This window comes from Bosea sp. PAMC 26642 (genome assembly GCF_001562255.1).
In the GTDB taxonomy this organism is placed as follows: domain Bacteria; phylum Pseudomonadota; class Alphaproteobacteria; order Rhizobiales; family Beijerinckiaceae; genus Allobosea.
This window is the reverse complement of the sequence record NZ_CP014301.1, coordinates 1,933,112-1,955,363: the sequence shown is the minus strand read 5'-3', so window position 1 is coordinate 1,955,363 and position 22,252 is coordinate 1,933,112. Positions and strand designations below refer to the sequence as shown.

Genomic DNA, 22,252 nt, shown 5'->3' with positions numbered 1-22,252 from the left:
AATATGATGGCGCCCGCCGTCCTTGCGGTCATATCTATTGGGTTTGGCGGATCGTGCAAGGCGCCAGCCGCAACAGGTGTCGAACGGCGAGGAAGCGATGCAGGGTTTGCTGGAGCTGGCGGGTCAGGTCGGAGAGCGCCTTCGCGCACGCGGCGAGACGGTCGCGGTTGCGGAATCCTCGGCCGGGGGCCTGATCGCGGCGGCGCTGCTGGCCCAGCCGGGCGCTTCGGCTTTCTTCGTCAGCGGTGCGGTCGTCTATACGATGAGCGCGCGCGAGGGGCTGATGGGTATTTCGGTCGAGGACATGGCCGGCATCCGCTCGTCCAGCGAACCCTATGCGCAACTGCTCGCCCGCAGACTGCGCGAGCGCTTCGGCGCGACCTGGGGGCTGGCGGAAACCGGAGCGGCCGGGCCGTCCGGCAACCGTTACGGCGATGCTGCGGGTCATAGCTGCCTGGCGGTGTCGGGGCCGGTCGAGGCAGTCCTGACCATCGAGACGGGTTCCTCCGACCGGGTGGAAAACATGCGTGTCTTCGCCTCTGCTGCCCTGCGGCTTCTGAAGGACAAGCTGTAGGCGAGCCGGCGAGCCGGCTCCGATGGTGCTGGCGTGCGGCCGTTGCGAGGTGTATCACGCGCCCCCATGGCCATCATCGACCAATCGCCCGCCGAAGATCTGCCTTTCGGTGCCTTTGCCCCGCGCCGCGCGCTTGCCCGGCTGATCGGCTGGACGCGCGCCGCGCCCGACAGCTTCCTCGGCCGCAAGGTCGCCTATGCGCTGCGCCGCCTTGGCTTGCGTACGCTCGATGGCGCACCGGTCGACATCGAATCGCTGGGCGCGCGGATGCGGCTCTATCCCGAGGGCAATGTCTGCGAGAAGCGGGTGCTGTTCACGCCGCAATATTTCGATCCGCTGGAGCGCGATCTGCTGGCCGACCGCCTGCGCGAGGGTTTCCGTTTCATCGATATCGGGGCGAATATCGGCGCCTATTCGCTGTTCGTCGCGGCCAAGGCCGGCCCGAGCGCGCGCATCCTCGCCGTCGAACCACAGCCGGAGGTGTTCGCGCGTTTGGCCTTCAACATCGCGCAGAACCCGTTCGGGACGATCAAAGCCATGGCCTGCGCGCTCGCCGACAAGCCGGGCGAGCTGACGCTGTTCCTCGACCCGGCCAATCGCGGCGAATCGAGCGTCCGTATCTTGCGCTCCAGCGCCGGCAGCACGATCCGGGTCAGGGCGACGACCCTGCTCGCGCTGATGGAGAGCGAGGGCTATGACCGTCTCGATGCGATCAAGCTCGATGTCGAGGGGGCGGAGGACCTGATCCTCGAACCTTTCCTGCGCGATGCGCCCGAAAGCCTGTGGCCGGGGTTCATCGTCATCGAGGATTCGCGCGAGCGCTGGCAGATGGATCTCGTGGCCCTGCTGGTTTCCTGCGGCTACAGCCTGATTGCGCAGACGCGCTTGAATCTTGTCTTCGAGCGCAAGCCGGCAGGCTGAGCCGCCTGGAGGCTGGCCCGCACTTGAGCCGGCGCCGGCAACCCCTTAGTTCTACGATCGATATCGGATTCGGCGTGTCGCCAGGATCGCGGGATGCCGCACAAGGGACTGACGGTCATGAGCGAGCGCGAGGCTATTTCCGAGACGACGCTCGTCACCGCTGCCATCCTGGTGATCGGCGACGAGATCCTCTCGGGCCGGACCAAGGACAAGAATATCGGCTACATCGCCGAATACCTGACCAATATCGGCATCGAACTGCGCGAGGTCAGGGTCGTACCGGACCTCACCGACGAAATCGTGGCGGCGCTGAACTCGCTGCGGGGGCGCTATACCTACGTCTTCACCACCGGCGGCATCGGGCCGACCCATGACGACATCACGGCCGATTCGGTTGCGGCCGCCTTCGGCGTGACCATCGACCATGATCCGCGCGCGGTGGCGATGCTGGCCGAACGTTTCCCGCCCGACCAGCTCAACGAGGCTCGGATGCGGATGGCACGGATTCCGGCCGGCGCAGATCTGATCGCCAACTCGGTCTCGAAGGCACCGGGCTTCAACATCGGCAATGTCTATGTGATGGCGGGCGTGCCCTCGATCATGCAGGCGATGCTCGACGTCGTCGCGCCCACGCTGAAGACGGGCGTCAAGGTCTTGTCGGATACCGTGCGCGCCGGGCTGCGGGAGGGCGATATCGGAACCGCGCTCGCCGCCGTCGCCAAGGCCCATCCCGACACCTCCATCGGCTCCTATCCGTTCTGGTCGGAGACGGGCCCGGACACCAATATCGTGGTGCGCTCACGCGATGCCGGGAAGCTCGCAGAGGCGATGGCGGCCGTGAATGACATGATCGTCGCGGAGCGTGCCAAGCTGGCGCTTTAAGACGTCGCTACCCTGCCTGCGCGGAGAGATGGGGACATGATCTCGCCGCATCTTGCGCAGGGGCGCGAGATGCGGTTTGCCGGACGTCCCATCCCTATCGAGCGCAGGACGCCCGCCATGGCCGAACCGACTTCCAGCAAGGCCTTCCCGGTGTCCTGGGATCAGTTCCATCGCGATGCGCGCGCTCTCGCCTGGCGGCTGGCCGAGAAGGGTCCGTTCGAGGCGATCGTCTGCATCACGCGAGGCGGCCTCGTGCCGGCAGCAATCATCTGCCGGGAGCTTGGCTTGAGGCTGATCGAGACGGTCTGCGTCGCGAGCTATCACGACTACAAGAACCAGTCCGAGCTCAAGGTGCTGAAGGACGTCGCGCCTTCGATCAAGGCGATCGGCGACGGCCGGGGCAAGGGCGTGCTCGTCGTCGACGACCTGACCGACACCGGCAAGACCGCCCGCGTCGTGCGCGAGATGCTGCCGAACGCCCATTTCGCGACCGTCTACGCCAAGCCCGCCGGCGTGCCGACGGTGGACACCTTCGTCACCGAGGTCAGCCAGGATACCTGGATCTATTTCCCCTGGGACATGGGGCTGGCTTACGTCGAGCCGATCGCCAAGGACCAAAAGGGCTGAGCGGCTTCAGGCCACGCTCGGCGAGCGCAGTGCGACGGTCATTCCGACGATCACCAGCACCATTCCGGCGATCTCGGCTCCGGATGGATATTCGCCGAGCAGGACTACGCCGGCCAGCGCGGTGATGGCCGGGTTGAGCGGCAGGAACAGGGTCGCGCGCGCCGCGCCTAGCAGGATCACGCTCTGGGTGTAGAGGAACAGGGCGGCGACCCCGACCAGCGCGCCCTGGTAGACCGCTTGCAACGCCACGGCCTGCCAGGCGGCCTCGCCGAGCCTGATCGGCATGGTCAACGCGAAGACGGGCAGCACGGCCAGCGAGAGCAGGCAGGTCACGATGGTGACGTCGATCGCGTTCGCGTCCCAGCGCCGCGCCAGCAGGCCGAAGAGTGACCACAGCAGCGCATTGGTGACGAAGAACAGATCGCCGATCCAGGCGTCGGGATACTCCGGCGCATGGCCCAGCGCCTGCCATGAGAAGGCGCCGATGCCGGCCAGCACCAGCGCCAGCCCGGCCAGCCGCATCGGGCCCGCACGCTCTCCCGTCATCGCGTAGGCGAGAATGGCGGTGAAGACGGGGATGAGGCCGGGCGCGATCGTGGAGGTATGGAGCGCTGGCGCGAAGGCCGAGCCCGCCACCAGCAACAGCCCATAGGGCGCCCCGACCAGCCCTGTCAGGATCAGGGCGCGCGGCCAGCCAAGCCGGCCGACGGGGAAGGGCCGCATCCGGCGCAATGCGATCGGCAGCAACAGCAGCGAGGCGACTGCGAAGCGCAGGATGGTGACGTCGGCCGCCGTCATGCCGTCGGCGACGGATTGGCGCGAGACCACCGACTGGACGCCCCAGATCAGGCTCGTGCCGAGCCCGCAGGCGAGGCCGAGCAGAAGCCGCCGGCGCGCTGCGGCAGCCGCCGATGCATCATCCGCAGCTGGGGAGGGGGCTTGGGTCACGAGGAGCTTTCGGGGCTAACGCCGATGGATCGCGCGGTGCTGCCTCGCTATGGAGGCGGCGGCGGCCGGCCGGCAAGGGGGCGGGCTCCGGGGCAGGGCTTCCCGCCGCGCATGGCAGCAGGCGTCGCGCCATTCGCATGTCGGCGTTTGCAGCGATGCAGCCTTGTACCGTGGTCCGCACGCCATAGCTTGCGGGGCAGTATACCGCCACGCGGCGCACCTTGCGTCTCAGCCATGAGGGCCTGCCTATGACCGATCTCTCCGCTTTTCCGATCACCAGCCGCTTGCCGGCCCAGCATCCGGACCGGATCCAGCTCTATTCGCTGCCGACGCCCAATGGCGTGAAGGTCTCGATCGCGCTGGAGGAACTCGGGTTGCCCTATGAGCCGCATCTGATCGATATCGGCAAGAACGAGACGTGGGGGCCGGAATTCCTGTCGCTCAACCCCAATGGCAAGATCCCCGCGATCATCGATCCCGACGGTCCGGGCGGCAAGCCGTTCGGCCTGTTCGAGTCGGGCGCGATCCTGGTCTATCTCGCCGAGAAGACCGGCAAGCTCCTGCCCAAGGACGCCGCGCAGCGCTACGAGACGATCCAGTGGGTGATGTTCCAGATGGCCGCGGTCGGCCCGATTTTCGGGCAGCTCGGCTTCTTCCACAAATTCGCCGGCAAGGACTATGAGGACAAGCGCCCGCGCGACCGCTACGTCGCCGAGAGCAAGCGTCTGCTCGGCGTGCTGGAGACCAGGCTTGCCGGCCGTGACTGGATCATGGGCGACGAGTACACGATCGCCGACATCTCTCTGCTGGGCTGGGTCCGCAATCTCGTCGGATTCTACGATGCCGGCGGGCTCGTCGATTATGCCAGCCTGAAGAACGTGCCGGCCTGGCTGGAACGCGGCTTGGCGCGGCCGGCGGTGCAGCGGGGATTGGACAGCCCCAAGCGGGTGTAAGGCACGACCTCAGGGGTCGAGCTGTTCCCACAAGAAGCACCTTCGTCATTCCGGGGCGACCCGCAGGGTCGAGCCCGGAATCCATAGACACAGGTCGGGTCGAAGAAAGCGCTCGGCGCTGGCGCTTCGTCCGGTGCACGCAGCGGCTATGGGTTCCGGGCTCTTCGCTTTGCGAAGCCCCGGAATGACGGCGGCGGATCATCGTGACGTTGAACTCTTCGCTGTCTGCTTGACGCAGGTCCGAAACTTGCCTTGCCTCTCTCGCAAGGGAGACAAGGCCATGACCGACGGTTCCAACCACATCATCACACCGGCGGCACTCGCGCAGGAGCTTCTCGGCACCATCGCCCAGGCGCGGATCGATGCGCAGGAAGATCCATTCGGCAGCCCGGTGCTACGGGTGACGCTGTGGCTGACGCGCCGGATGGATCGCGGCGAGCTGACGCTCGATGCCGCACTCGACCTGGTGCGCCATCTCGGCCGGCAGTCACTGCGCGAGCGCGCGGCGCGAACCGCCGACTATGTCGGGCTGACCGAGGATGGCGATGCGGCGCTGGTCGCCGTGGCCGAGCGGCTCGCCGAGGCGTCCGAGCGCGAGGCGTCTCCCTTCGAGCATTTTCGAGCCGTGGTGGCGCGCGCACGCTTTGCAGCCGTCTATACCGCCCATCCGACCTTCGGGATGACCCGTACCCTGGCGCACGCGCTGGCGGGCCTCGCCTCCGGCGACGCGGCCGCGGCTGCGGTGATGGATGAGCCTGACCTGACCTTCCGTCCCGACGGCAAGATCACCTTGCAGGACGAGTTCGAACAGGCCCGCTTTGCCGTGCGCCATGCGCGCGATGCGATCGACCGGCTGAACTCAGCATTGCTTAGCGCGGCGCGGCTGCGCTGGCCCGACCGTTGGCGCGAGCTTGCACCAAAGCCGCTCATCCTCGCGTCCTGGGTCGGCTGCGACACCGACGGGCGCACCGATATCGGGTGGTGGGACACGCTGCGTTATCGGCTCGAATCCAAGCGCGGTCAGTTCGTGCGTATGCTCGAGAAGCTGCCCGAAGTCGCGGCGACGGCCGAGGTGCGGGAGATGGTGGCGGCCGCCATCGCGGCGGTCGAGCGGCAGCTGGCGCTTGCCCCGCCGATCAGTTCGCAGCCGGCGCTGACGGCGCTGCAGGCTTTTGCGCTTTCGCTCGTCGGCGAGCGCGAGGCTGCCTTGCCGGAGGCGTCGAGGCTGCTGGCTGCGCTCGACACGGCGATCGAGGCTGCCGGCAGCGACGAGGCGACCGCGACGGCTTTATGCCTGGCGCGGGCCGGCTGCGTCGCCCATGGCGTCTCGATCGCGCTGCCGCATTTCCGGCTGAACGCCTCGCAGCTTCACAACGCGATGCGCGGCGTCATTCCTCTCGACGAGGAGCCGAGCCAGCCGGCCCAGCGCCGGGCCTTCCTCAGCGCCGCCAATGCGGCTCTGGCCAAGGTCGAGCCGACGCCGGTCGATTTCGGGGCGCTGGCGGCCGAGCGTGCCTCGGCGACGCGGATGATGATGACGATCGCGCAGATCGTGAAGCATATCGACGGCACGCGGCCGGTCCGCTTCCTGATCGCCGAGACCGAGACCGGCTATACGCTGCTCAGCGCGCTCTGGCTGGCGCGGCGCTTCGGTATTGCCGACAAGATCGAGATTTCGCCGCTGTTCGAGACCTCCGACGCGCTGGAGCAGGGGCCGCGCATCATCGACGAAGCGCTGCGCAGCCCGCATTTCCGCGATTATCTCAAGACGCATGGGCGGCTCTGCATCCAGTTCGGCTATTCCGATTCCGGCCGCTATATCGGGCAGATCGCCGCTTCCTTCTGGGTCGAGCGCCTGCGCATCCGCATCGCCGAGTTGCTGACGCGCTACGGGCTGACCGCGATCGAGCTGGTGATCTTCGACACTCATGGCGAATCGGCCGGGCGCGGCGCCCATCCCGGCAGCCTGGAGGACCGGCTCGCCTATCTGGAGCCGGCCTGGCCGCGACAGGCGTTCGCCAAAGCCGGAATCGCCACTGTGCGCGAGACCAGCTTCCAGGGCAGCGACGGCTATCTGCTGTTCGGCACGCCGCAGCTCGCCGCCGCGACGATCGGGCGGATCGCCGAGGCTGTGTTCGACAGTCCCGGTGAGGCGCCGGCCGACCCAATCTACGACGAACCCGACTTCGCCACGGAGTTCTTCCAGACCGTGCGCGAGGAGATGACGACGCTGGTCGACGATCCCGGCTATGCCGCGCTGATCGGCACCTTTGGCCCGTCTTTGCTCGACAAGACCGGGTCGCGCCCGGCCGCGCGCCAGAGCGATGCGGGCGGCCCGACGCGCATCCGCCATCCGCGCGAACTGCGCGCCATCCCCAACAACGCGATCCTGCAGCAGCTCGGCTGGCTCGCCAACAGCGTGCACGGCATCGGCCAGGCAGCGTCGCGCTCTCCGGATCTGTTCAACCAGCTGCGCGAGCGTTCCGAGCGCTTCGAGCGGGCCTACAGGCTGGCCGAGCACGCCATGGCCAACAGCGATCTCGACGTGCTGCGGGCCTATCTCGACACGCTCGACCCCGGCAACTGGTTCGACCGCGCCCGCCGTACGGAGCGCGAGGGCCGTCGCGACGAATTGCTGGCGGTCGCCGAGGCGCTGGCCGGGCTCGAACTCGCGCCCGCGCTCAGGCGGCTGTTCTGGCGGCTGTCCTCCGACTGGCTGAAGCTGAAGGCTGTCGCCGTCGAGACGCCGCAGATGTCGGCGCGACTCGTGGCGCTGCATGCGCTGCGGCTTTCGGTGATGCACCGGATCTGGCTGTCGGCGACGCATATCCCGGACTTCCGCCCCAGTGCCGGGCTGACGCGGGAGGCGCTGATGGAGCGCATCCTGCGGCTCGACATTCCCGGCTCGCTTGCGGCGCTCGCCGAAATCTTCCCGCTCGACCCAGACCCGACGATCGGGCTCGATTTCGGCGAGCCGCCGGGCCCGCGCGAGGGCGGCGCCTATGCGGCGCTGCACCGCGACGTGCTGGCGCCGATGGCGACCTGCTTTGCCTTGCTGCGCGAGATTTCGGGCGCGATCCAGCACGAGATCGGCGCGTTCGGGTAGGATTGGCCACCCTGTTGCCGCCTCTGCGCCGTCATTCCGGACAAGCGGAGAAAGCCGCGGCGATCCGGAATCCATAGTCGTGCACGACAGCGCCTTACGATGGACTCCGGGTCTCCGCTTGCTCCGCCCGGAATGACGCCGTCTGGATGCGGTCGAAGCCCTTTTGATTGCAACGACCGCCAAAGCCCTTAGGTAGGCAGCACAGGAAACCGCCAGCCGGGAGCCGAGCCAAACATGGCCGCCACCGAATCCGAGATGCCGAGCTTCGATGCCGCCGCCGCGCGGATCACGCTGTTTCGCGCGCTGCTGCAGGCGAGTGCCGAACACGGCAAGGCACGCATCGCGCTGGAAGATCCCGAGCGCCAGCCGATCAGCTTCGGCCGCCTCGTGCTCGGCGCGCTGGTGCTCGGGCGCAAGCTCGCCGGAGTGACGCAGGAGCGCGAGCATGTCGGCCTGCTGCTGCCGAATGTGCAGGCGATGGCGGTGACGCTGTTTGGGCTCTCGGCCTTCGGCCGCGTGCCGGCGCTGCTGAACTTCACCGCCGGCGTGAAGAATCTGCGGGCGGCGGCCGAACTCTCGCAGCTGAAGACGATCGTGACCTCGCGGCGCTTCGTCGACCAGGCCAAGCTCGAGGACGAGCTGGAGGCGCTGGGCGAGGGCCGGCGCGTGATCTATCTGGAGGACATCCGCAAGCAGGTCACCAGCCTCGACAAGGCTTTTGGGGCGCTGTCGAGCCTCGCGCCCGGTCTCGCGCTCAGGCGCTACGAAGCCGCCCCCGACGATGCGGCCGTGGTGCTGTTCACCTCCGGAACCGAGGGCAAGCCGAAGGGCGTGGTGCTGTCTCACGCTAATCTGGTCTCCAATGCCGGGCAGATCTTCGCGCTTGCGGCCGGCTTCCTGTCGTCGCGCGACATCGTCATGAACCCGCTGCCGGCCTTCCATTCCTTCGGGCTCACGGCTGCGCTGCTGATGCCGCTGCTGCACGGCATGAAGGTCGTGCTCTATCCGAGCCCGCTGCACTACAAGCAGGTGCCCAAGCTGATCGGCGAGATGGGCTGCACCTTCCTGTTCGCGACCGACACCTTTTTGCAGGGTTACGCGCGCGCTGCAGACCCGGACGACCTGAAGAGCGTGCGCTATGTCGTGGCCGGCGCCGAGCGGGTGAAACCCGAGACGCGGCGGATGTGGGAGCCCTACGGCACGACCATCCTCGAAGGCTATGGCTGCACCGAGTGCTCGCCGGTTCTGGCCTGCAACACGCCGGTGGCGACGCGCGAAGGCAGCGTCGGGCGGCTTCTGCCCGGAATCGAGGCGCGGCTGGAGCCGGTCGAGGGCATCACCGAGGGCGGCAAGCTGTGCGTCCGCGGTCCCAACATCATGGCCGGCTATCTGAGTGCGGACGAACCCGGCAGGCTGCTGCCGCCCGAAGGCGGCTGGCACGACACCGGCGACATCGTCGCGATCGACGACGGCTTCGTCGTGATCAAGGGGCGGGCCAAGCGCTTCGCCAAGCTCGGCGGCGAAATGGTCTCGCTGGCGGCGGTCGAATCGATGATTTCGGGGCTGTGGCCGTCGCAAAACCATGTCGTTGTTGCGTTGCCCGATGCGCGCAAGGGCGAGCAGCTCGTGCTCGTCACCGAAAAGCCCGACGCCGACAAGCGCGCGCTTTTGGACGAGGCTAAGGTCCAGGGCTTTCCGGAGCTGTGGGTGCCGCGCGCCATCCTGGTGACGGGCTCTATTCCCGTGCTCGGCAACGGCAAGATCGATTATGGCGCGACGCGCGAACTGGCCGCCTCGCGCCGCTCGCTGCTGTGACGCCACAATCGTGATTATGGTGCGCCGCATGATCACGCTCTCCGCCTCCTCGCTGATGCTGCTGGCACGTGCTGCCGCGCTCGCGCCGGCCCTGTCCCTCGCGGCGCCGGCGGATCTCGCGGCCCAAGGGGCAGGTGCCGTCTATGAGCGCCGCGACGACTGCATCGCCGGCGGGCTGCTCGGCCCCGAGCAATGCGAGTTCGCCTATCGCAACGCCCGGGCCGAATTCGAGCAGAAGGCGCCGCGCTATGCCTCCCGGACGCTCTGCGAGCGCAGCCACAAGCGCTGCGGCGCGCAGATGGTCTCGACCGGCGGCTGGGAATCCTTCGGGCGGGGCGGCGCGACCTATGTGCCGCGCTTCACCGCGGTTCGCATCACGGGCGAAGGTGCCGCGCGCCGCGCCTGGCCGGTGATCGAGGGTGGCGGACGCGCGGCCTTTGCGGGGCGGCCGGTGACGGAGCTGCAGGACAAGGTCGCAGGCCGGCAGGGCGTCGTCGGCCTCGCCAGTACGCCCGGCGGCGGACGGGGCCACGCATCTCACCAAAGCGCGCCTTACCAGAAGCGCGGCGACCGCGACGACACGGTGCGTGTGCCGATGGAGCAGAAGCGCATCGGCGCCGATGTCGCGCCGGGCCTCTATGTCGATCCCGACGGGGTCGAATGGTACAAGCCGGCGCATCGGCGCTGAGCAGTGCGGGGCGGTCCTTGCGCCCGCGCGCGGGTCCCGCTACCGCTTGCCACAGGCGGACGTGGCGAAACTGGTAGACGCAAGAGACTTAAAATCTCTCGGCCTCTGGCTATGCGGGTTCGATCCCCGCCGTCCGCACCACTTCCGGACGTGTCACCTGTCTTGCCGCTTCCGAAACACTACGCTCAGGTTGTTCGCCGGCATTTCCGTTATCTCCGGCACGCCGAAGCCCGCTTCCGCTGCTGCCCCAGCCACCGCGTCGAGGTCCCGCAGCCCCCAGTCGGGATTGCGGGCCTTCAGGCTTTCGTCGAAGGCGGCGTTGCTTGCTTCCATCTCCTGGCCGGGCCGCCGGAACGGGCCGTAGAGATAAAGCGGTGCGCCGTCCGCCAGCAGGGTGCCGGCGCCGCGCAGCAGGCCCTGCGTCGCCGACCAGGGCGCGATGTGGATCATGTTGATGCAGATCACGGCGTCGGCTGCGGCGAGCGGCCAGATCGCGGTGGTGGCGTCGAGCTGCAGGGGCGAGCGGATGTTGGCCAGTCCGGCATGGGCCGTCCAGGCGGCGATGCTCGCCAGGGCCTCGGGCGAAGGATCGCTCGGCTGGAAGGTCAGCGCCGGCAGCGCTTGCGCCAGATGCACGATGTGTTCGCCCGAGCCGCTCGCGACTTCGAGGACGAGGCCCGTCGCAGGCAGAACGGCGCGCAGGATCGGCAGGATGGCGTCGCGGTTGCGCGTGGCAGCGGGCGCGAACAGGCGGTGGTCTTCGCCCGCGATCGTCTGCGCCGCGCCCGGCTCCCATGGACCTGACGATGTGTCGCTCATCGCGGCTCCGATCCTTGCACATCCGCCGCCGAATTATTCGATTTAAGCCCATCGCCACCCGGCGTCGATGCGCTATAAGGAAAACAGAAGCGGATCGCCATAGAGTGCGGTTTTCGCATGGCGCGGGCTGGTTTTGTTAACCGAGATATTGATCGTCGTGGTTTTGACCGTGATCAACGGTCTGCTTGCCATGTCGGAACTTGCCGTCGTCTCCTCCCGCCCGGCCCGACTCAAGGTTCTTAGCGATCAAGGCAACACGGGTGCCGCGACGGCAATGCGCCTGGCGGAGAATCCCGGCCGCTTTCTGTCCACAGTACAGATCGGCATCACGCTGGTCGGCGTGCTGTCGGGTGCCTTTTCGGGGGCCACTCTCGGCGCGCGGCTGTCGGAATGGCTCGAAACGCAGGGTCTGTCGCCTGCGATGTCCGACGGTTTCGGCGTCGGCCTCGTCGTGGTCGCGATCACCTATCTCTCGCTGATCATCGGCGAACTGGTTCCCAAGCAGATCGCGCTGCGCGATCCCGAGCGGGTCGCGTCTCGCGTCGCGCCGGCCATGCTGCTGATCGCCAAGGTCGGCCTGCCGCTGGTCTTCCTGCTCGATCTCTCGGGCCGTGCCGTGCTCAGCCTTCTCGGCCAAAAGGGCGAGCCGGAGGAGAAGGTCACCGAAGAAGAGGTCCGCACCATCATCGCCGAGGCGGAGACGGCGGGCGTGCTGGAGCGCGACGAGCGCGAGATGATCTCCGGCGTGATGCGGCTTGCCGATCGATCGGCGCGCGCGCTGATGACGCCGCGGCGCGAGGTCGAGGTGATCGACCTCTCCGACAGTGCCGACGAAATCCGGGGCCAGCTGCGGGCGACGCGGCGCTCGCGCCTGCCGGTGCAAGACGGCGAGGCAGATTCGATTATCGGCGTCTGCGTCGTCAAGGACATGATCGACCTGCTCTCGGATGGCGAAACGCATGATCTGCGCGCGCTGGTCGACGAGGCACCGGTCGTGATGGACACGGCCAATGCGCTGCGCATCCTGCGCGATATTCGTGCTTCGAAGGTGCATATGGCGCTGGTCTTCGACGAATACGGCCATTTCGAGGGCATCATCACGCCCGGCGATGTGCTCGAGGCGATCATCGGCGCCTTCCAGGAGGAAGAGGAGAACGAGCCGCCGATCGTGACGCGCGCGGACGGCTCCTGGCTCGTCGCCGGCTGGATGCAGGTCGACGAGTTCTCGCACGAACTCGGCATCCATATTCCGCGCGACGCCGATTTCCAGACGGTGGCGGGCTTCATCCTGGCCGAACTCAACCGCCTGCCCAATGTCGGCGAGTTCTTCGAGAAGGGCCACTGGCGTTTCGAGGTGGTCGATCTCGACGGGCGCCGCATCGACAAGGTGCTGGTCAGCCGGATCGAGTGAGCACGTGCACGGCTCTTGACGCCGCGAGAACGGCCATGATCTAAACATCGCCAAGGGGTTTCACCGCGACGACCCCGTGAGGCTCCGGCCCAAGGTTCGCGTCCATATTCCTCGTTTCAGGATGGACGCCCATGTCTTCCAACATTTCGATCACGGCTGTGCAGTTGTCCCGCCTCGTCGGCCTGCCCGATGCTCCGGCGCTCGTCGATGTCCGCATTCCCGATGATTTCGCCGCCGATCAGCGGCTGCTTCCGGCCTCCGAACAGCGCTCCCACAAGGACGTCGCCGACTGGGCCCGGGTCTATGCCGGGCGGCGCGTGGTCGTGTCGTGCCAGCGGGGCCTGAAGCTCAGCGAAGGCGTCGCCGCCTGGCTGCGACATGAAGGCGTCGAGGCCGAGAACCTGGCCGGCGGCTTCGAGGCCTGGCGCGAGGCGGGCGGACCGCTGGTCCCGGCAGACAAGCTGCCGCCGCGCAACGGCGCCGGTCGCACCGTCTGGGTGACGCGGACGCGGCCGAAGGTCGATCGCATTGCCTGTCCCTGGCTGATCCGGCGCTTCGTCGATCGCGAGGCTGTGTTCCTGTTCGTCTCGCCTGCCGAGGTCGCGGACGTGGCGAGCCGCTTCGGCGCGACGCCGTTCGATATTGACGACGTCTTCTGGAGCCATCGCGGCGAGCGCTGCACCTTCGACGTCATGGTCGAGGAGTTCGGACTGGCGGGGCCGGCGCTCGACCGGCTGGCGCGGATCGTGCGCGCGGCCGATACCGCTGCGCTCGATCTGGCGCCGCAGGCGGCCGGGCTGCTCGCGGCCTCGCTTGGCCTGTCGCGCATGTTCAAGGACGATCTGGCGCAGCTCGACGCCGGTATGCTGCTTTACGACGCGTTCTATCGCTGGTGCCGGGATGCGAGCGAGGAAACGCATAACTGGCCCGCCGCGTCTGTGAAGCTGTGAGGGCGCGGCGATGACGATCACGACGACCGACACCGCCGTCGAGACCCCCCAGGCCATGCCGACGCTGGCGCAGGCTACCCGCGTCTGGGCGAAGATCGGTCTGCTCTCCTTCGGCGGACCGGCAGGCCAGATCGCCCTGATGCACAAGGAGCTGGTCGAGGAGCGGCACTGGATCGGCGAGCAGCGTTTTCTTCATGCGCTGAACTACTGCATGTTGCTGCCCGGTCCTGAGGCGCAGCAGCTCGCCGTCTATATCGGCTGGCTGATGCACCGGACCATCGGTGGCCTGATCGCCGGGCTCCTGTTCATCATCCCCGGCGCGCTCGTCATGCTCGGCCTGAGCACGCTTTACGTGCTGTACCGGCAGGTGCCGCTGGTGGACGGCCTGTTCTTCGGGATCAAGGCGGCGGTGTTTGCGGTCGTCATCGAGGCCGGGTTGAGGATCAGCCGGCGGGCGCTGAAGAACCGGGCGATGGTGCTGCTCGCGATCGCGTCGTTCATCGCGATCTTCCTGTTCAAGGTGCCGTTTCCGCTGATCATTCTCGCGGCGGGGCTGATCGGCTGGTTCGGCCATCGCGTCCGGCCCGAGCTCTTCGGCGGCGCAGCCGGGCACGGCGCGTCGGGACCTGATGTCGTCGGCCTCGTCGACCTGATGTTCGCGCGCGGCGAGCTGGAGCATGTGCGCCCCTCCGCGTCCCGGGCGCTGTGCACGCTCGCGCTGTGGCTGCCGCTCTGGCTCGGGCCGGTCGCGGTTCTCTGGCTGACGACCGGCGGCGGCAGCGTCTGGACCCAGCTTGGAAGCTTCTTCAGCACGATGGCGGTGGTGACCTTCGGAGGTGCCTATGCGGTGCTGGCCTATGTCGCGCAGGCGGCGGTCGAAAACTACCATTGGCTCGTCGCGGGCGAGATGGTCGATGGTCTCGGCCTTGCCGAGACGACGCCCGGTCCGCTGATCCTCGTGCTGCAGTTCGTGGGGTTTCTCGCGGGCTTTCGGGCGCCGGGCGCGCTGCCGCCGCTGCTCGCCGGGACGCTGGGGGCGCTGCTGACGCTGTGGGTGACGTTCGCGCCGTGCTTCCTCTGGATCTTCCTCGGCGGGCCCTATGTCGAAGAACTGCGCGGCAACAAGGCACTGTCGGCCGCGCTGGGCGCGATCACGGCGGCCGTGGTCGGCGTGATCATGAACCTCGCGCTCTGGTTCGGGCTGCATGTGATGTTCCGCGAGGTGCGCAGCACGAGCTTCTTCGGCCTGTCGCCCGACTGGCCGGTGCTGGCCTCGCTCGACTGGCGCGCGGCGCTGCTCTCGGGGGCGGCGATGGTCGCGATGCTGCGGTTCAAGGCCGGGATGATCCCGACCCTGGCAGCCTGCGGCGCGGCCGGGGTTCTGCTGACCCGGCTGCCGGCCTGAACGATCGTCAGGTGCGCGGCTTCTCGCCCGGCTCGATCACGCGGTATTCGACGTCGATCACGTCGACGCGGCCGGGCTGCGACTGAGGTCTGGAAAATGGGTGGGGCTGGCCGAAACCGGCGGCCTTCAGCCTGCTCTTCAGACGCCACATCGCGATCGCTCCGACGACCATGACGACCGGGATCAGGATCAGCGCCAGGCTTGCCGCGAGCAGGAACAGCGTCACGCCGACGACGAGGCTCGCCGCCATGCTGAGCCATGCGGCCCAGCGCGGCATTCCGGCGATGCGGGCGCCGAATTGCGGGTTGATGTTGAGGCGGGCCATGTCGCTTTCATCCTGTGGCAGGACCCTGAAGCTAGGGATCAAATGCGGCGAAGGCGAGATCGGGCAGGGAAGCACGCCAAAGACGCTCAGACTCGCTCCCGCCAGTCGTAGAGCCAGTCATAGCGGCGGCGCATCCCGTCGGGGCCGAGGCGCCTCATGACAAGGTTGCGCGCGAGGTTCCAGGGCGCGCCGAGATGATATGCCCGGCCATTCCCGCGGCTGGTCGCCTGGACGCGGGCGACCCGCTCGGCGCGTGCCTCGGCATAGGCTGCGAAGGCGGCCGGGACGCCAGCGCTGCCATCGCTTTCGAGATGGGCGGCGAGAAGCCGCGCCAGCACCGCCGCATCCTCGATGGCGAGCGCGGCGCCCTGTGCGAGGAAGGGCAGGACGGGATGGGCGGCGTCGCCCAGCAATGCGACCCGGCCCTGCGCCATGGTGGCGGGTGGGCGGTCGAACAGGGACCAGACCTGCCAGCCGGGCGCGGCGGCGGCGAGCCTGCGCAAGGCAGGGGCGGCGCGGGCGATCTCGCGTGCCAGCAGATGCGGCTCGCCGGTGCGCGACCAGCCTTCGCGAGGCTCTCTGGCGGTGCGGACGATGACGAGATTGGTCTCGCGGCCGCCTGCGACGGGGTAGTGGACCGCGTGCCGGCCCGCGCCGAGATGCAGCGTGACCTCGGCATGGCCTGTCAGGGAGCCTTGTGCCGGCACGAGTGTGCGCCAGGCCTCGAAGCCGGTGAAGGCCGGGGGCGCCGCGTCGCCGGTCAGCTCGCGGATGCGCGACCAGAGGCCGTCGGCTCCGACGAGGCCGAGCGCCTGCACGGTTTCCGCCTGTCCCGCCTCGCTGACCAGGGTCGCGGTGATGCCGGTCCTGTCCTGCGCGACCGCCTCGATTCCGCGCCCGACCAGAAGCCGGATATTGGGCAGAGCGCGGGTGGCGTCGAGCAGCAGCTGATGCAGGTCGGTGCGCTTGAGGACGCGAAAGGGCGTCTCGCCCGAGCCCACGCTCATCGGCATCCTGGCCAGCGCCGCATCGCCATGCCAGCGCCGGACGACGAGGCTGTCGACGGTGACGGCAGCGCGCTTCATCATCAGGCCGAGATCGAGCCCGGCGAGCACGCGTCCGGCATTGGGCGATATCTGCAGCCCGGCGCCGGTTTCGCCGAAGCCGGTCCGTTTTTCGGCGACCGTCACCGCGATCCCGAGACGCGCCAGGGCGATGGCCGTGGTCAGGCCGCCGATGCCGGCGCCGGCGATCAAGATATGGGGCGTTGTCACTTGCTTCGACGCGAACGGCCCCGTTCGGGCGCGATCACGCCGCCTTGACGGTTTCGTGGTGGGCGCATTCCGCGGGCAGACAGGCGCCCGCCTTCAGCGACGGGTCGTATTTGAACAGCGTCGAGCAATAGGGGCAGACGATCTCGTGATCGGAGCCCATGTCGAGAAAGACATGCGGATGATCGAAGGGCGGCTTCGCACCGATGCACATGAACTCGTGCGCGCCGACCTGAATCGCGGCGACGCCGGGATCGTTGTGGAAATGCGGAATGCCCGTGTCGGCCATGATGTCGCCCGTTGGATGATCGCTGGCCGCAAACTATCGTGCGGAAGCCCGTCGCGCCAGTGCGAGATTGCCTCAGGGAGTTTTGACGCAGGCTTGTGCGAGGGCGGTTGTGCGGGCGCTTTCCTCAGGTGTCAGGCTGTCGGTCAGCACCTTGCTCCAGATGTTCTCGCGCTTTAGTTCCCCGACCGTGCAGCCGCAGACGCGCTCGCAGGCCTGTGCGCTCAGGGTTCCGGCCGTGCAACTGCGCTGGCAGGACAGCAGGAAAGGCCGTTCCTCAGGCGGGGACACTGTCGTGAATGGCGCTGCCAGCAGGAGCAGGCCGATGAAGACCGGCTGATGGACGAGATAGACGATCAGGCTGTTTCTGCCGCCCCAGACGATGGCTCGGGCCGGCAGCGAACCGGCGCGCCATCGTCCGAGCGCGGACGTGTCGAAATGCGGCAGCAGCATTCGGGCCAGCACCATCCCCGAGAGCACGCAGCCGAACCAGGGAAAAACCGGCACGAAATCGGCGCTGCGCACCGGTAGCTCCGACAGGCCGAGCCAGACCAGCGACGGCTGGTCGAACAGCACATGCTCGGCCAGGGCAGGCAAGGCGAAGGACAAGGCGGCGGCTGCCGCCAGAACCACGGTCGGCAGGACGAGAAAGGGCAGCGCCAGAACGCTGGCCACCGCGACGTGGTGCAGGATGCCGAAGAAGATGAAGCTCTCGGGCATCGCGATTCGCGTGCAGACCGTCACCAGCAGGGCGGCGACCGCGACCATGGCGAGCCGCGTCAGATAGGCGATGCGGTTCAACCCGCTTCGCGTCGCCAGGACGAGGCTGATTCCGACCAGAGTGAGGAACGAACCGGCGATCAGCCTCGCGAACCAGCGCCAGCCCCGTTCGGCCTGGATGTCGGTCTCGATCAGGCCGAAATAGGAAAGATCATAGGCGAAGTGGAAGATGAACATCGCCAGCAGGGCGATGCCGCGAGCGAGATCGACGAGTTCGATCCTGTTCGAGTTGGCGGGAGCATTGGCGGGCGGCGCAGCGAGACTCATGGGCCCTTCATAGGCAAGCCACGCACGCCCCGCTACCCAAAGCCGCCCGGGCATGGCAGGTGAGGTTCTCCGACCCCTGCAAGCGATCCGGTCATGCAAAACTTCTCCTCCGACGGCGTCCGCCTGGCTTTTCTCGACCTTGCGCCGACCGGCGAAGCGAAGGGCCAGACCATCGTCCTGGTGCATGGCTTCGGCTCGAGCCATGCAGTGAACTGGGTCAACACCCAGTGGACGAAAACGCTGACCCATGCCGGTTATCGCGTCGTGATGCTGGACAATCGCGGCCATGGCGAGAGCGAGAAGCTCTACGAGCCCGCCGCCTATTCCTCGCAGATCATGGCCGAGGACGTACGCGCGCTGATGGACCATCTCGACATCGCCCGGGCTACGGTGATGGGCTATTCGATGGGCGCGCGGATCAGCGCGCATCTGGCGCTGGCGCATCCGGAGCGGCTGCGAGCGCTTCTGCTCGGCGGGCTCGGCATCCATCTGGTCGAAGGCGTCGGCCTGCCGCTGGGCATCGCGGATGCGATGGAGGCGCCTTCGCTCGACGACCTGACGGACCCGATGCAGCGGATGTTCCGAGCTTTCGCCGACGCGACGAAAAGCGATCTCAGGGCGCTTGCGGCCTGCATACGCGGCTCGCGCCAGACGCTGAGTGCGGCCGAGGTTGGGCGGATTTCGGTGCCGACCATGGTCAGTGTCGGGACGAAGGACGATGTCGCGGGCTCCGGGCCGGAGCTGGCGGCGCTGATCCCCGGCGCCGAGTCGTTCGACATCGAGGGGCGCGACCACAATCTCGCCGTCGGTGACAAAAGCCACAAGCAGGCGGTTCTGGACTTTCTGGCGCGGCATTGAGCAGCGGCTCGAAAAGCCGAATCGGGCCAGGGCGTTGCGGGTCTGTCTTGCGATCTTGATTCAGGCTGGCCCCGTGCCGATCTCGAAGGCTCGCGCTTTCGCGTTTGGCAGATGCCCTGTCGGGCGTGCTAGAGAAGCGGCCCATGCTGGGGATGCATCGGAGAACGAACATGCCGTCAGGGCGCTCCGTCACGGACATACGCGATCCTTCGACCGGGCTCGACCGGATCGATCCGGTCTGGGCCAGACTCAGGCGCGAGGCCGAGGCCGCCGTCGCCGCCGAGCCTTCGCTCGGCAGCCTGATCATGGCCTGCGTGCTGAACCAGCCCGGCTTCGAGTTTGCGGTTGCGCATCGCGTGGCCGCACGGCTCGGCCATCCGGCCGTCGCCGCGGATCTGATCGAGCAGGCCTTCTCCGAGGCGATCGCCGCCGACCCGGAAATCGGGCAGGGTATGCGTGCCGATGTGCTCGCGGTGCTCGACCGCGACCCCGCCTGCTACCGGGTTCTGGAACCGGTGCTGTTCTTCAAGGGCTTCCATGCCCTGCAGGGGCACCGGCTGACGCATTGGCTGTGGCGGCAGGGGCGGCGGGATTTCGCGCTCTACCTGCAAAGCCGTTCGTCCGAAGTGTTCCAGACCGACATCAATCCCGCCGCGAAGATCGGCAAGGGCATCTTCCTCGACCATGCGACGGGGCTCGTCGTCGGCGAGACGGCGGTGATCGAGGACGACGTCTCGATGCTGCACAGCGTGACGCTCGGAGGCACCGGCAAGCAGGGCGGCGACCGCCATCCGAAGATCCGCAAGGGCGTGCTGATCGGGGCCGGCGCGAAGATTCTGGGCAATATCGAGATCGGCCAATGCGCGCGGGTCGCCGCTGGCTCCGTCGTGCTGGCGGCCGTGCCACGCAACAAGACCGTAGCTGGCGTGCCGGCGAAGGTCGTCGGCGAGGCCGGCTGCGCCGAGCCTTCGCGCTCGATGGACCAGATCCTGGCCGGGGATTGCGGCGGCTACATCTGAGGCGGATGCTGCGCTGCCAACCAGGCGCCGACGGCGGGCTGATGCGGGTGCGTCGCCTCGCTGTGTTGCAGCGACAGGATGACGAGACTGTCGTCCGTCGGCACGTCGAGATCGAACGGCGCCGCAAGCCTGCCGCTCGTCAGCAGCGGTGAGACGAGGCTCATGCGCCCCATGAGCACGCCCGAACCCGACAGGGCCGCGTCCAGCGCCAGGCTGTAGAGCGAGAAGGTCGGCCCGCGCCGGGCGTCGACCGTACCGGGCGCGCCGGCGGCGGCGAGCCATCTGGCCCAGTCGCCGCGCCAGACGGCGTCGTGAAGCAGGATCTCGCGGCTAAGGTCCGCGGGATCGGTCAGGCGTCGCGCGAGCTCGGGCGTGCAGACCGGCTGGATCGAGTCAGGTCCGAGCCTCGTCTGCGCGCGGACGTCGTCCTCCGCCAGGTAGAACAGGCCCAGATCGTGCGGCTCGCGGCGCGGATCGGGCGGTTCTTCCATGGCCGTGACGGAGACCTGCAGATCCGGAAAGGCCCGCTGCAGCGCCGGCAATCGCGGCGAGAGCCAAAGCTGCGCGATGCAGGGCAGGGCTGCGATGGTCAGCGCCCTGCCGGCATGGCCGGCGCGGAGTTCCTGCACGGCCTGGCCGAGCATGTCGAAGCCGCGGCTGAGCCTGGGCAGAGCGGCGCGCGCCGCGTCGGTCAGGACCACGCCCTGCGCCAGCCGCTCGAAGACAGGGAAGCCGAGCCAGGCCTCGAGCTGCCTGATCTGCTGCGTCACCGCGCCGGCGGTGACGCCGAGTTCGTCGGCGGCCCTGACGAAGCTGCCGCAGCGCGCAGCAGCCTCGAAGGCGCGCAGCGCATTGAGCGAAGGCAGGCGCGGGCGTGGCGGCCTGACGGGCAAGCAAACTCTCCTGAAAGGCTGAGATTATCTCAGCCTGCAAGCGACGAATACTCGTTTGCGCCGCGGCTCGCAAATCGCTCATATCGCCGTCATCACGCAGGATCTGCGACGAGGGTTGGATCATGACGGCTTTGGGCAGGCGCGAATGGGTGCCGCAGGCGAGCGAAGACTACATCCTGCGCATCGCCGAACAGATGGCGGGCCAGCCGCTCGATGCGATCGAGGCGCGGATCGCGGCGCTGACGGCGGAGAACCGCCAGATCCACGAGCGCGACTGCATCAATCTCAATCCCGCCACCAATGTCATGAACCCGAAGGCCGAGGCCGTGCTTGCGGCTGGTCTCGGCGCGCGGCCCTCGCTCGGCTATCCCGGCAACAAATACGAGATGGGGCTGGAGGCGATCGAGCAGATCGAGGTCATCGCGGCGGAACTCGCGGCGGAAGTGTTCGGTGCCAAATATGCCGAGATCCGGGTGCCGTCGGGCGCCATCGCCAATCTCTACGCCTTTATGGTCGCGGCCAGGCCCGGCGACTGCATCATCGCGCCGCCGGGCGAGATCGGCGGGCATGTCACGCATCACGGCGCGGGCGCGGCTGGGCTCTACGGCATCGTTACGCATCCCGCGCCGGTCGATCCGGTCAACTACACCGTCGATCTCAAGCGGTTGCGCGAGGATGCGCTGCGGCTGCGGCCGAAACTGATCTCGATCGGCGGCAGCCTCAACCTGTTCGCCCATCCGATCCGCGAAATCCGCACTATTGCCGACGAGATCGGCGCGCTGGTGCTGTTCGATGCGGCGCATATGTCGGGGATGATCGCGGGCCATGCCTGGCAGCAGCCGCTGGAGGAGGGCGCCCATCTGATGACGATGAGCACCTATAAGAGCCTCGGCGGCCCGCCCTCGGGCCTGATCGTCACCAACGACGCAGGCATAGCCGAACGGCTCGACGCGGTCGCCTATCCCGGCCTCACCGCCAATTTCGATGCGGCGAAATCGGCCTCGCTGGCGATCACGCTGCTCGACTGGAAGGAGCATGGCCGCGCCTATGGGCAGATGATGGCGGCGACCGCCACGGCGCTGGGCGAGGCGCTGGTCGAGCGTCAGGTTCCGGTCTTCGCGCGCGACAGGGGCATCACCACCTCTCATCAGTTCGCGATCGAGGCCCATCCCTATGGCGGCGGGCAGGCGGCGGCGAAAAAGCTGCGCGCCGCCAACATCCTAAGCTGCGGCATCGGGCTGCCACTGCCGGCCGTGGCGGGCGACGTCAACGGGCTCAGGCTGGGAACGCCCGAGATCGTGCGCTTCGGCATGACGCCTTCCGACATGCCGGAACTGGCGGGCTATATCGCCGAGGGGCTGAACGGCTCGCGGCCGGCAGAGGCCGTGGCCAAGGATGTGACGGCCTTCCGCGGGCGGTTCAGAGGGCTGCATTACATGCGGTGATGATGTTTT

21 protein-coding genes and 1 tRNA gene are annotated in these 22,252 nt (G+C 67.9%); 15 read left to right on the top strand and 7 right to left on the bottom strand.

Annotation, left to right across the window (positions count from 1 at the left end; all coding sequences use genetic code 11):
• Positions 1-97: 97 nt before the first annotated feature.
• The 4 genes from AXW83_RS09255 (at position 98) to gpt (ending at position 3,004) form a co-directional block, all read left to right on the top strand.
• Complete coding sequence (locus AXW83_RS09255; RefSeq protein ID WP_066620198.1) at positions 98-574, top strand: CinA family protein; 477 nt, start codon at positions 98-100, stop codon at positions 572-574.
• A 66-nt stretch (positions 575-640) separates the two neighbouring features.
• Positions 641-1,495 (top strand): FkbM family methyltransferase, encoded by an 855-nt coding sequence (locus tag AXW83_RS09250; RefSeq protein ID WP_066612562.1) that lies wholly within the window; start codon positions 641-643, stop codon positions 1,493-1,495.
• Positions 1,496-1,588: 93 nt separating this feature from the next.
• Positions 1,589-2,377: a competence/damage-inducible protein A gene (locus AXW83_RS09245; RefSeq protein WP_236841867.1), complete on the top strand. Its 789-nt coding sequence runs from the start codon at positions 1,589-1,591 to the stop codon at positions 2,375-2,377.
• Between the two features lie 117 nt (positions 2,378-2,494).
• A complete protein-coding gene (gene gpt / locus AXW83_RS09240; RefSeq protein WP_066620189.1) occupies positions 2,495-3,004 on the top strand; it encodes a xanthine phosphoribosyltransferase in 510 nt (169 codons plus the stop codon).
• Positions 3,005-3,010: 6 nt separating this feature from the next.
• Here gpt and AXW83_RS09235 read toward each other — a convergent pair whose 3' ends face one another.
• A complete protein-coding gene (locus AXW83_RS09235; RefSeq protein WP_066612560.1) occupies positions 3,011-3,952 on the bottom strand; it encodes a DMT family transporter in 942 nt (313 codons plus the stop codon).
• A 248-nt stretch (positions 3,953-4,200) separates the two neighbouring features.
• Here AXW83_RS09235 and AXW83_RS09230 point away from each other — a divergent pair, with 248 nt between their 5' ends.
• The 5 genes from AXW83_RS09230 to AXW83_RS09210 all read left to right on the top strand — a co-directional run bounded on the left by AXW83_RS09230 (position 4,201) and on the right by AXW83_RS09210 (position 10,655).
• Positions 4,201-4,905, top strand: a complete 705-nt coding sequence (locus AXW83_RS09230) for a glutathione S-transferase N-terminal domain-containing protein (protein WP_066612558.1) — start codon at positions 4,201-4,203, stop codon at positions 4,903-4,905.
• Positions 4,906-5,185: 280 nt separating this feature from the next.
• Positions 5,186-8,011 (top strand): phosphoenolpyruvate carboxylase, encoded by a 2,826-nt coding sequence (locus AXW83_RS09225; RefSeq protein ID WP_066612555.1) that lies wholly within the window; start codon positions 5,186-5,188, stop codon positions 8,009-8,011.
• 234 nt (positions 8,012-8,245) lie between these two features.
• A complete protein-coding gene (locus AXW83_RS09220) occupies positions 8,246-9,826 on the top strand; it encodes an AMP-binding protein (protein ID WP_066612553.1) in 1,581 nt (526 codons plus the stop codon).
• Between the two features lie 28 nt (positions 9,827-9,854).
• Positions 9,855-10,514 carry a DUF1190 domain-containing protein gene (locus AXW83_RS09215; protein ID WP_168166076.1) on the top strand — a complete coding sequence of 220 codons (660 nt, stop codon included), beginning with the start codon at positions 9,855-9,857 and terminating at the stop codon, positions 10,512-10,514.
• Between the two features lie 55 nt (positions 10,515-10,569).
• Positions 10,570-10,655 (top strand) — tRNA-Leu (locus AXW83_RS09210).
• A gap of 12 nt (positions 10,656-10,667) precedes the next feature.
• Here AXW83_RS09210 and AXW83_RS09205 read toward each other — a convergent pair.
• A complete protein-coding gene (locus AXW83_RS09205; protein WP_066612548.1) occupies positions 10,668-11,333 on the bottom strand; it encodes a DUF938 domain-containing protein in 666 nt (221 codons plus the stop codon).
• Positions 11,334-11,481: 148 nt separating this feature from the next.
• Between AXW83_RS09205 and AXW83_RS09200 the strand changes: the two genes are divergently transcribed.
• The 3 genes from AXW83_RS09200 (at position 11,482) to chrA (ending at position 15,099) form a co-directional block, all read left to right on the top strand.
• A complete protein-coding gene (locus AXW83_RS09200) occupies positions 11,482-12,744 on the top strand; it encodes a hemolysin family protein (protein ID WP_066612546.1) in 1,263 nt (420 codons plus the stop codon).
• Between the two features lie 131 nt (positions 12,745-12,875).
• On the top strand, positions 12,876-13,694 hold the full coding sequence (locus AXW83_RS09195) for a chromate resistance protein ChrB domain-containing protein (RefSeq protein ID WP_066612544.1): 819 nt from the start codon (positions 12,876-12,878) through the stop codon (positions 13,692-13,694).
• A gap of 10 nt (positions 13,695-13,704) precedes the next feature.
• Positions 13,705-15,099 (top strand): chromate efflux transporter, encoded by a 1,395-nt coding sequence (gene chrA / locus AXW83_RS09190; RefSeq protein ID WP_066612539.1) that lies wholly within the window; start codon positions 13,705-13,707, stop codon positions 15,097-15,099.
• A gap of 7 nt (positions 15,100-15,106) precedes the next feature.
• Here chrA and AXW83_RS09185 read toward each other — a convergent pair whose 3' ends face one another.
• The 4 genes from AXW83_RS09185 to AXW83_RS09170 form a co-directional block, all read right to left on the bottom strand.
• Positions 15,107-15,424: a hypothetical protein gene (locus AXW83_RS09185; protein ID WP_066612533.1), complete on the bottom strand. Its 318-nt coding sequence runs from the start codon at positions 15,422-15,424 to the stop codon at positions 15,107-15,109.
• 86 nt (positions 15,425-15,510) lie between these two features.
• Positions 15,511-16,698 carry an FAD-dependent monooxygenase gene (locus tag AXW83_RS09180; RefSeq protein ID WP_066612529.1) on the bottom strand — a complete coding sequence of 396 codons (1,188 nt, stop codon included), beginning with the start codon at positions 16,696-16,698 and terminating at the stop codon, positions 15,511-15,513.
• Between the two features lie 34 nt (positions 16,699-16,732).
• Positions 16,733-16,984, bottom strand: coding sequence for a zinc-finger domain-containing protein (locus AXW83_RS09175; RefSeq protein WP_066612527.1), 252 nt, complete (start codon positions 16,982-16,984; stop codon positions 16,733-16,735).
• Between the two features lie 72 nt (positions 16,985-17,056).
• Positions 17,057-18,028 carry a heparan-alpha-glucosaminide N-acetyltransferase gene (locus tag AXW83_RS09170; RefSeq protein WP_066612524.1) on the bottom strand — a complete coding sequence of 324 codons (972 nt, stop codon included), beginning with the start codon at positions 18,026-18,028 and terminating at the stop codon, positions 17,057-17,059.
• A gap of 93 nt (positions 18,029-18,121) precedes the next feature.
• Here AXW83_RS09170 and AXW83_RS09165 point away from each other — a divergent pair, with 93 nt between their 5' ends.
• Both AXW83_RS09165 and cysE read left to right on the top strand, forming a co-directional pair.
• Positions 18,122-18,886, top strand: coding sequence for an alpha/beta fold hydrolase (locus AXW83_RS09165; protein ID WP_066612522.1), 765 nt, complete (start codon positions 18,122-18,124; stop codon positions 18,884-18,886).
• 170 nt (positions 18,887-19,056) lie between these two features.
• The gene (gene cysE, locus AXW83_RS09160; RefSeq protein ID WP_066612519.1) at positions 19,057-19,905 is read left to right on the top strand and encodes a serine O-acetyltransferase; all 849 of its coding nucleotides are present in this window, start codon (positions 19,057-19,059) and stop codon (positions 19,903-19,905) included.
• Here cysE and AXW83_RS09155 read toward each other — a convergent pair.
• Positions 19,896-20,798, bottom strand: coding sequence for a LysR family transcriptional regulator (locus AXW83_RS09155; RefSeq protein ID WP_082767035.1), 903 nt, complete (start codon positions 20,796-20,798; stop codon positions 19,896-19,898). The two genes, cysE and AXW83_RS09155, sit on opposite strands and share 10 nt — an antisense overlap.
• 122 nt (positions 20,799-20,920) lie before the next feature.
• Here AXW83_RS09155 and glyA point away from each other — a divergent pair, with 122 nt between their 5' ends.
• Positions 20,921-22,243, top strand: coding sequence for a serine hydroxymethyltransferase (gene glyA / locus AXW83_RS09150; RefSeq protein ID WP_066612518.1), 1,323 nt, complete (start codon positions 20,921-20,923; stop codon positions 22,241-22,243).
• The last annotated feature ends 9 nt before the right edge of the window (positions 22,244-22,252 follow it).

Excerpts from the sequence above, each read along its gene's own strand:
- cysE (WP_066612519.1), top strand. The coding sequence starts at position 19,057 with ATGCCGTCAGGGCGCTCCGTCACGGACATACGCGATCCTTCGACCGGG.
- AXW83_RS09215 (WP_168166076.1), top strand. The coding sequence starts at position 9,855 with ATGATCACGCTCTCCGCCTCCTCGCTGATGCTGCTGGCACGTGCTGCC.
- AXW83_RS09220 (WP_066612553.1), top strand. The coding sequence starts at position 8,246 with ATGGCCGCCACCGAATCCGAGATGCCGAGCTTCGATGCCGCCGCCGCG.
- AXW83_RS09185 (WP_066612533.1), bottom strand. The coding sequence starts at position 15,424 with ATGGCCCGCCTCAACATCAACCCGCAATTCGGCGCCCGCATCGCCGGA.
- AXW83_RS09165 (WP_066612522.1), top strand. The coding sequence starts at position 18,122 with ATGCAAAACTTCTCCTCCGACGGCGTCCGCCTGGCTTTTCTCGACCTT.
- AXW83_RS09225 (WP_066612555.1), top strand. The coding sequence starts at position 5,186 with ATGACCGACGGTTCCAACCACATCATCACACCGGCGGCACTCGCGCAG.
- chrA (WP_066612539.1), top strand. The coding sequence starts at position 13,705 with ATGACGATCACGACGACCGACACCGCCGTCGAGACCCCCCAGGCCATG.
- glyA (WP_066612518.1), top strand. The coding sequence starts at position 20,921 with ATGACGGCTTTGGGCAGGCGCGAATGGGTGCCGCAGGCGAGCGAAGAC.
- gpt (WP_066620189.1), top strand. The coding sequence starts at position 2,495 with ATGGCCGAACCGACTTCCAGCAAGGCCTTCCCGGTGTCCTGGGATCAG.
- AXW83_RS09230 (WP_066612558.1), top strand. The coding sequence starts at position 4,201 with ATGACCGATCTCTCCGCTTTTCCGATCACCAGCCGCTTGCCGGCCCAG.
- AXW83_RS09205 (WP_066612548.1), bottom strand. The coding sequence starts at position 11,333 with ATGAGCGACACATCGTCAGGTCCATGGGAGCCGGGCGCGGCGCAGACG.
- AXW83_RS09195 (WP_066612544.1), top strand. The coding sequence starts at position 12,876 with ATGTCTTCCAACATTTCGATCACGGCTGTGCAGTTGTCCCGCCTCGTC.
- AXW83_RS09250 (WP_066612562.1), top strand. The coding sequence starts at position 641 with ATGGCCATCATCGACCAATCGCCCGCCGAAGATCTGCCTTTCGGTGCC.
- AXW83_RS09255 (WP_066620198.1), top strand. The coding sequence starts at position 98 with ATGCAGGGTTTGCTGGAGCTGGCGGGTCAGGTCGGAGAGCGCCTTCGC.
- AXW83_RS09175 (WP_066612527.1), bottom strand. The coding sequence starts at position 16,984 with ATGGCCGACACGGGCATTCCGCATTTCCACAACGATCCCGGCGTCGCC.
- AXW83_RS09245 (WP_236841867.1), top strand. The coding sequence starts at position 1,589 with ATGCCGCACAAGGGACTGACGGTCATGAGCGAGCGCGAGGCTATTTCC.
- AXW83_RS09170 (WP_066612524.1), bottom strand. The coding sequence starts at position 18,028 with ATGAGTCTCGCTGCGCCGCCCGCCAATGCTCCCGCCAACTCGAACAGG.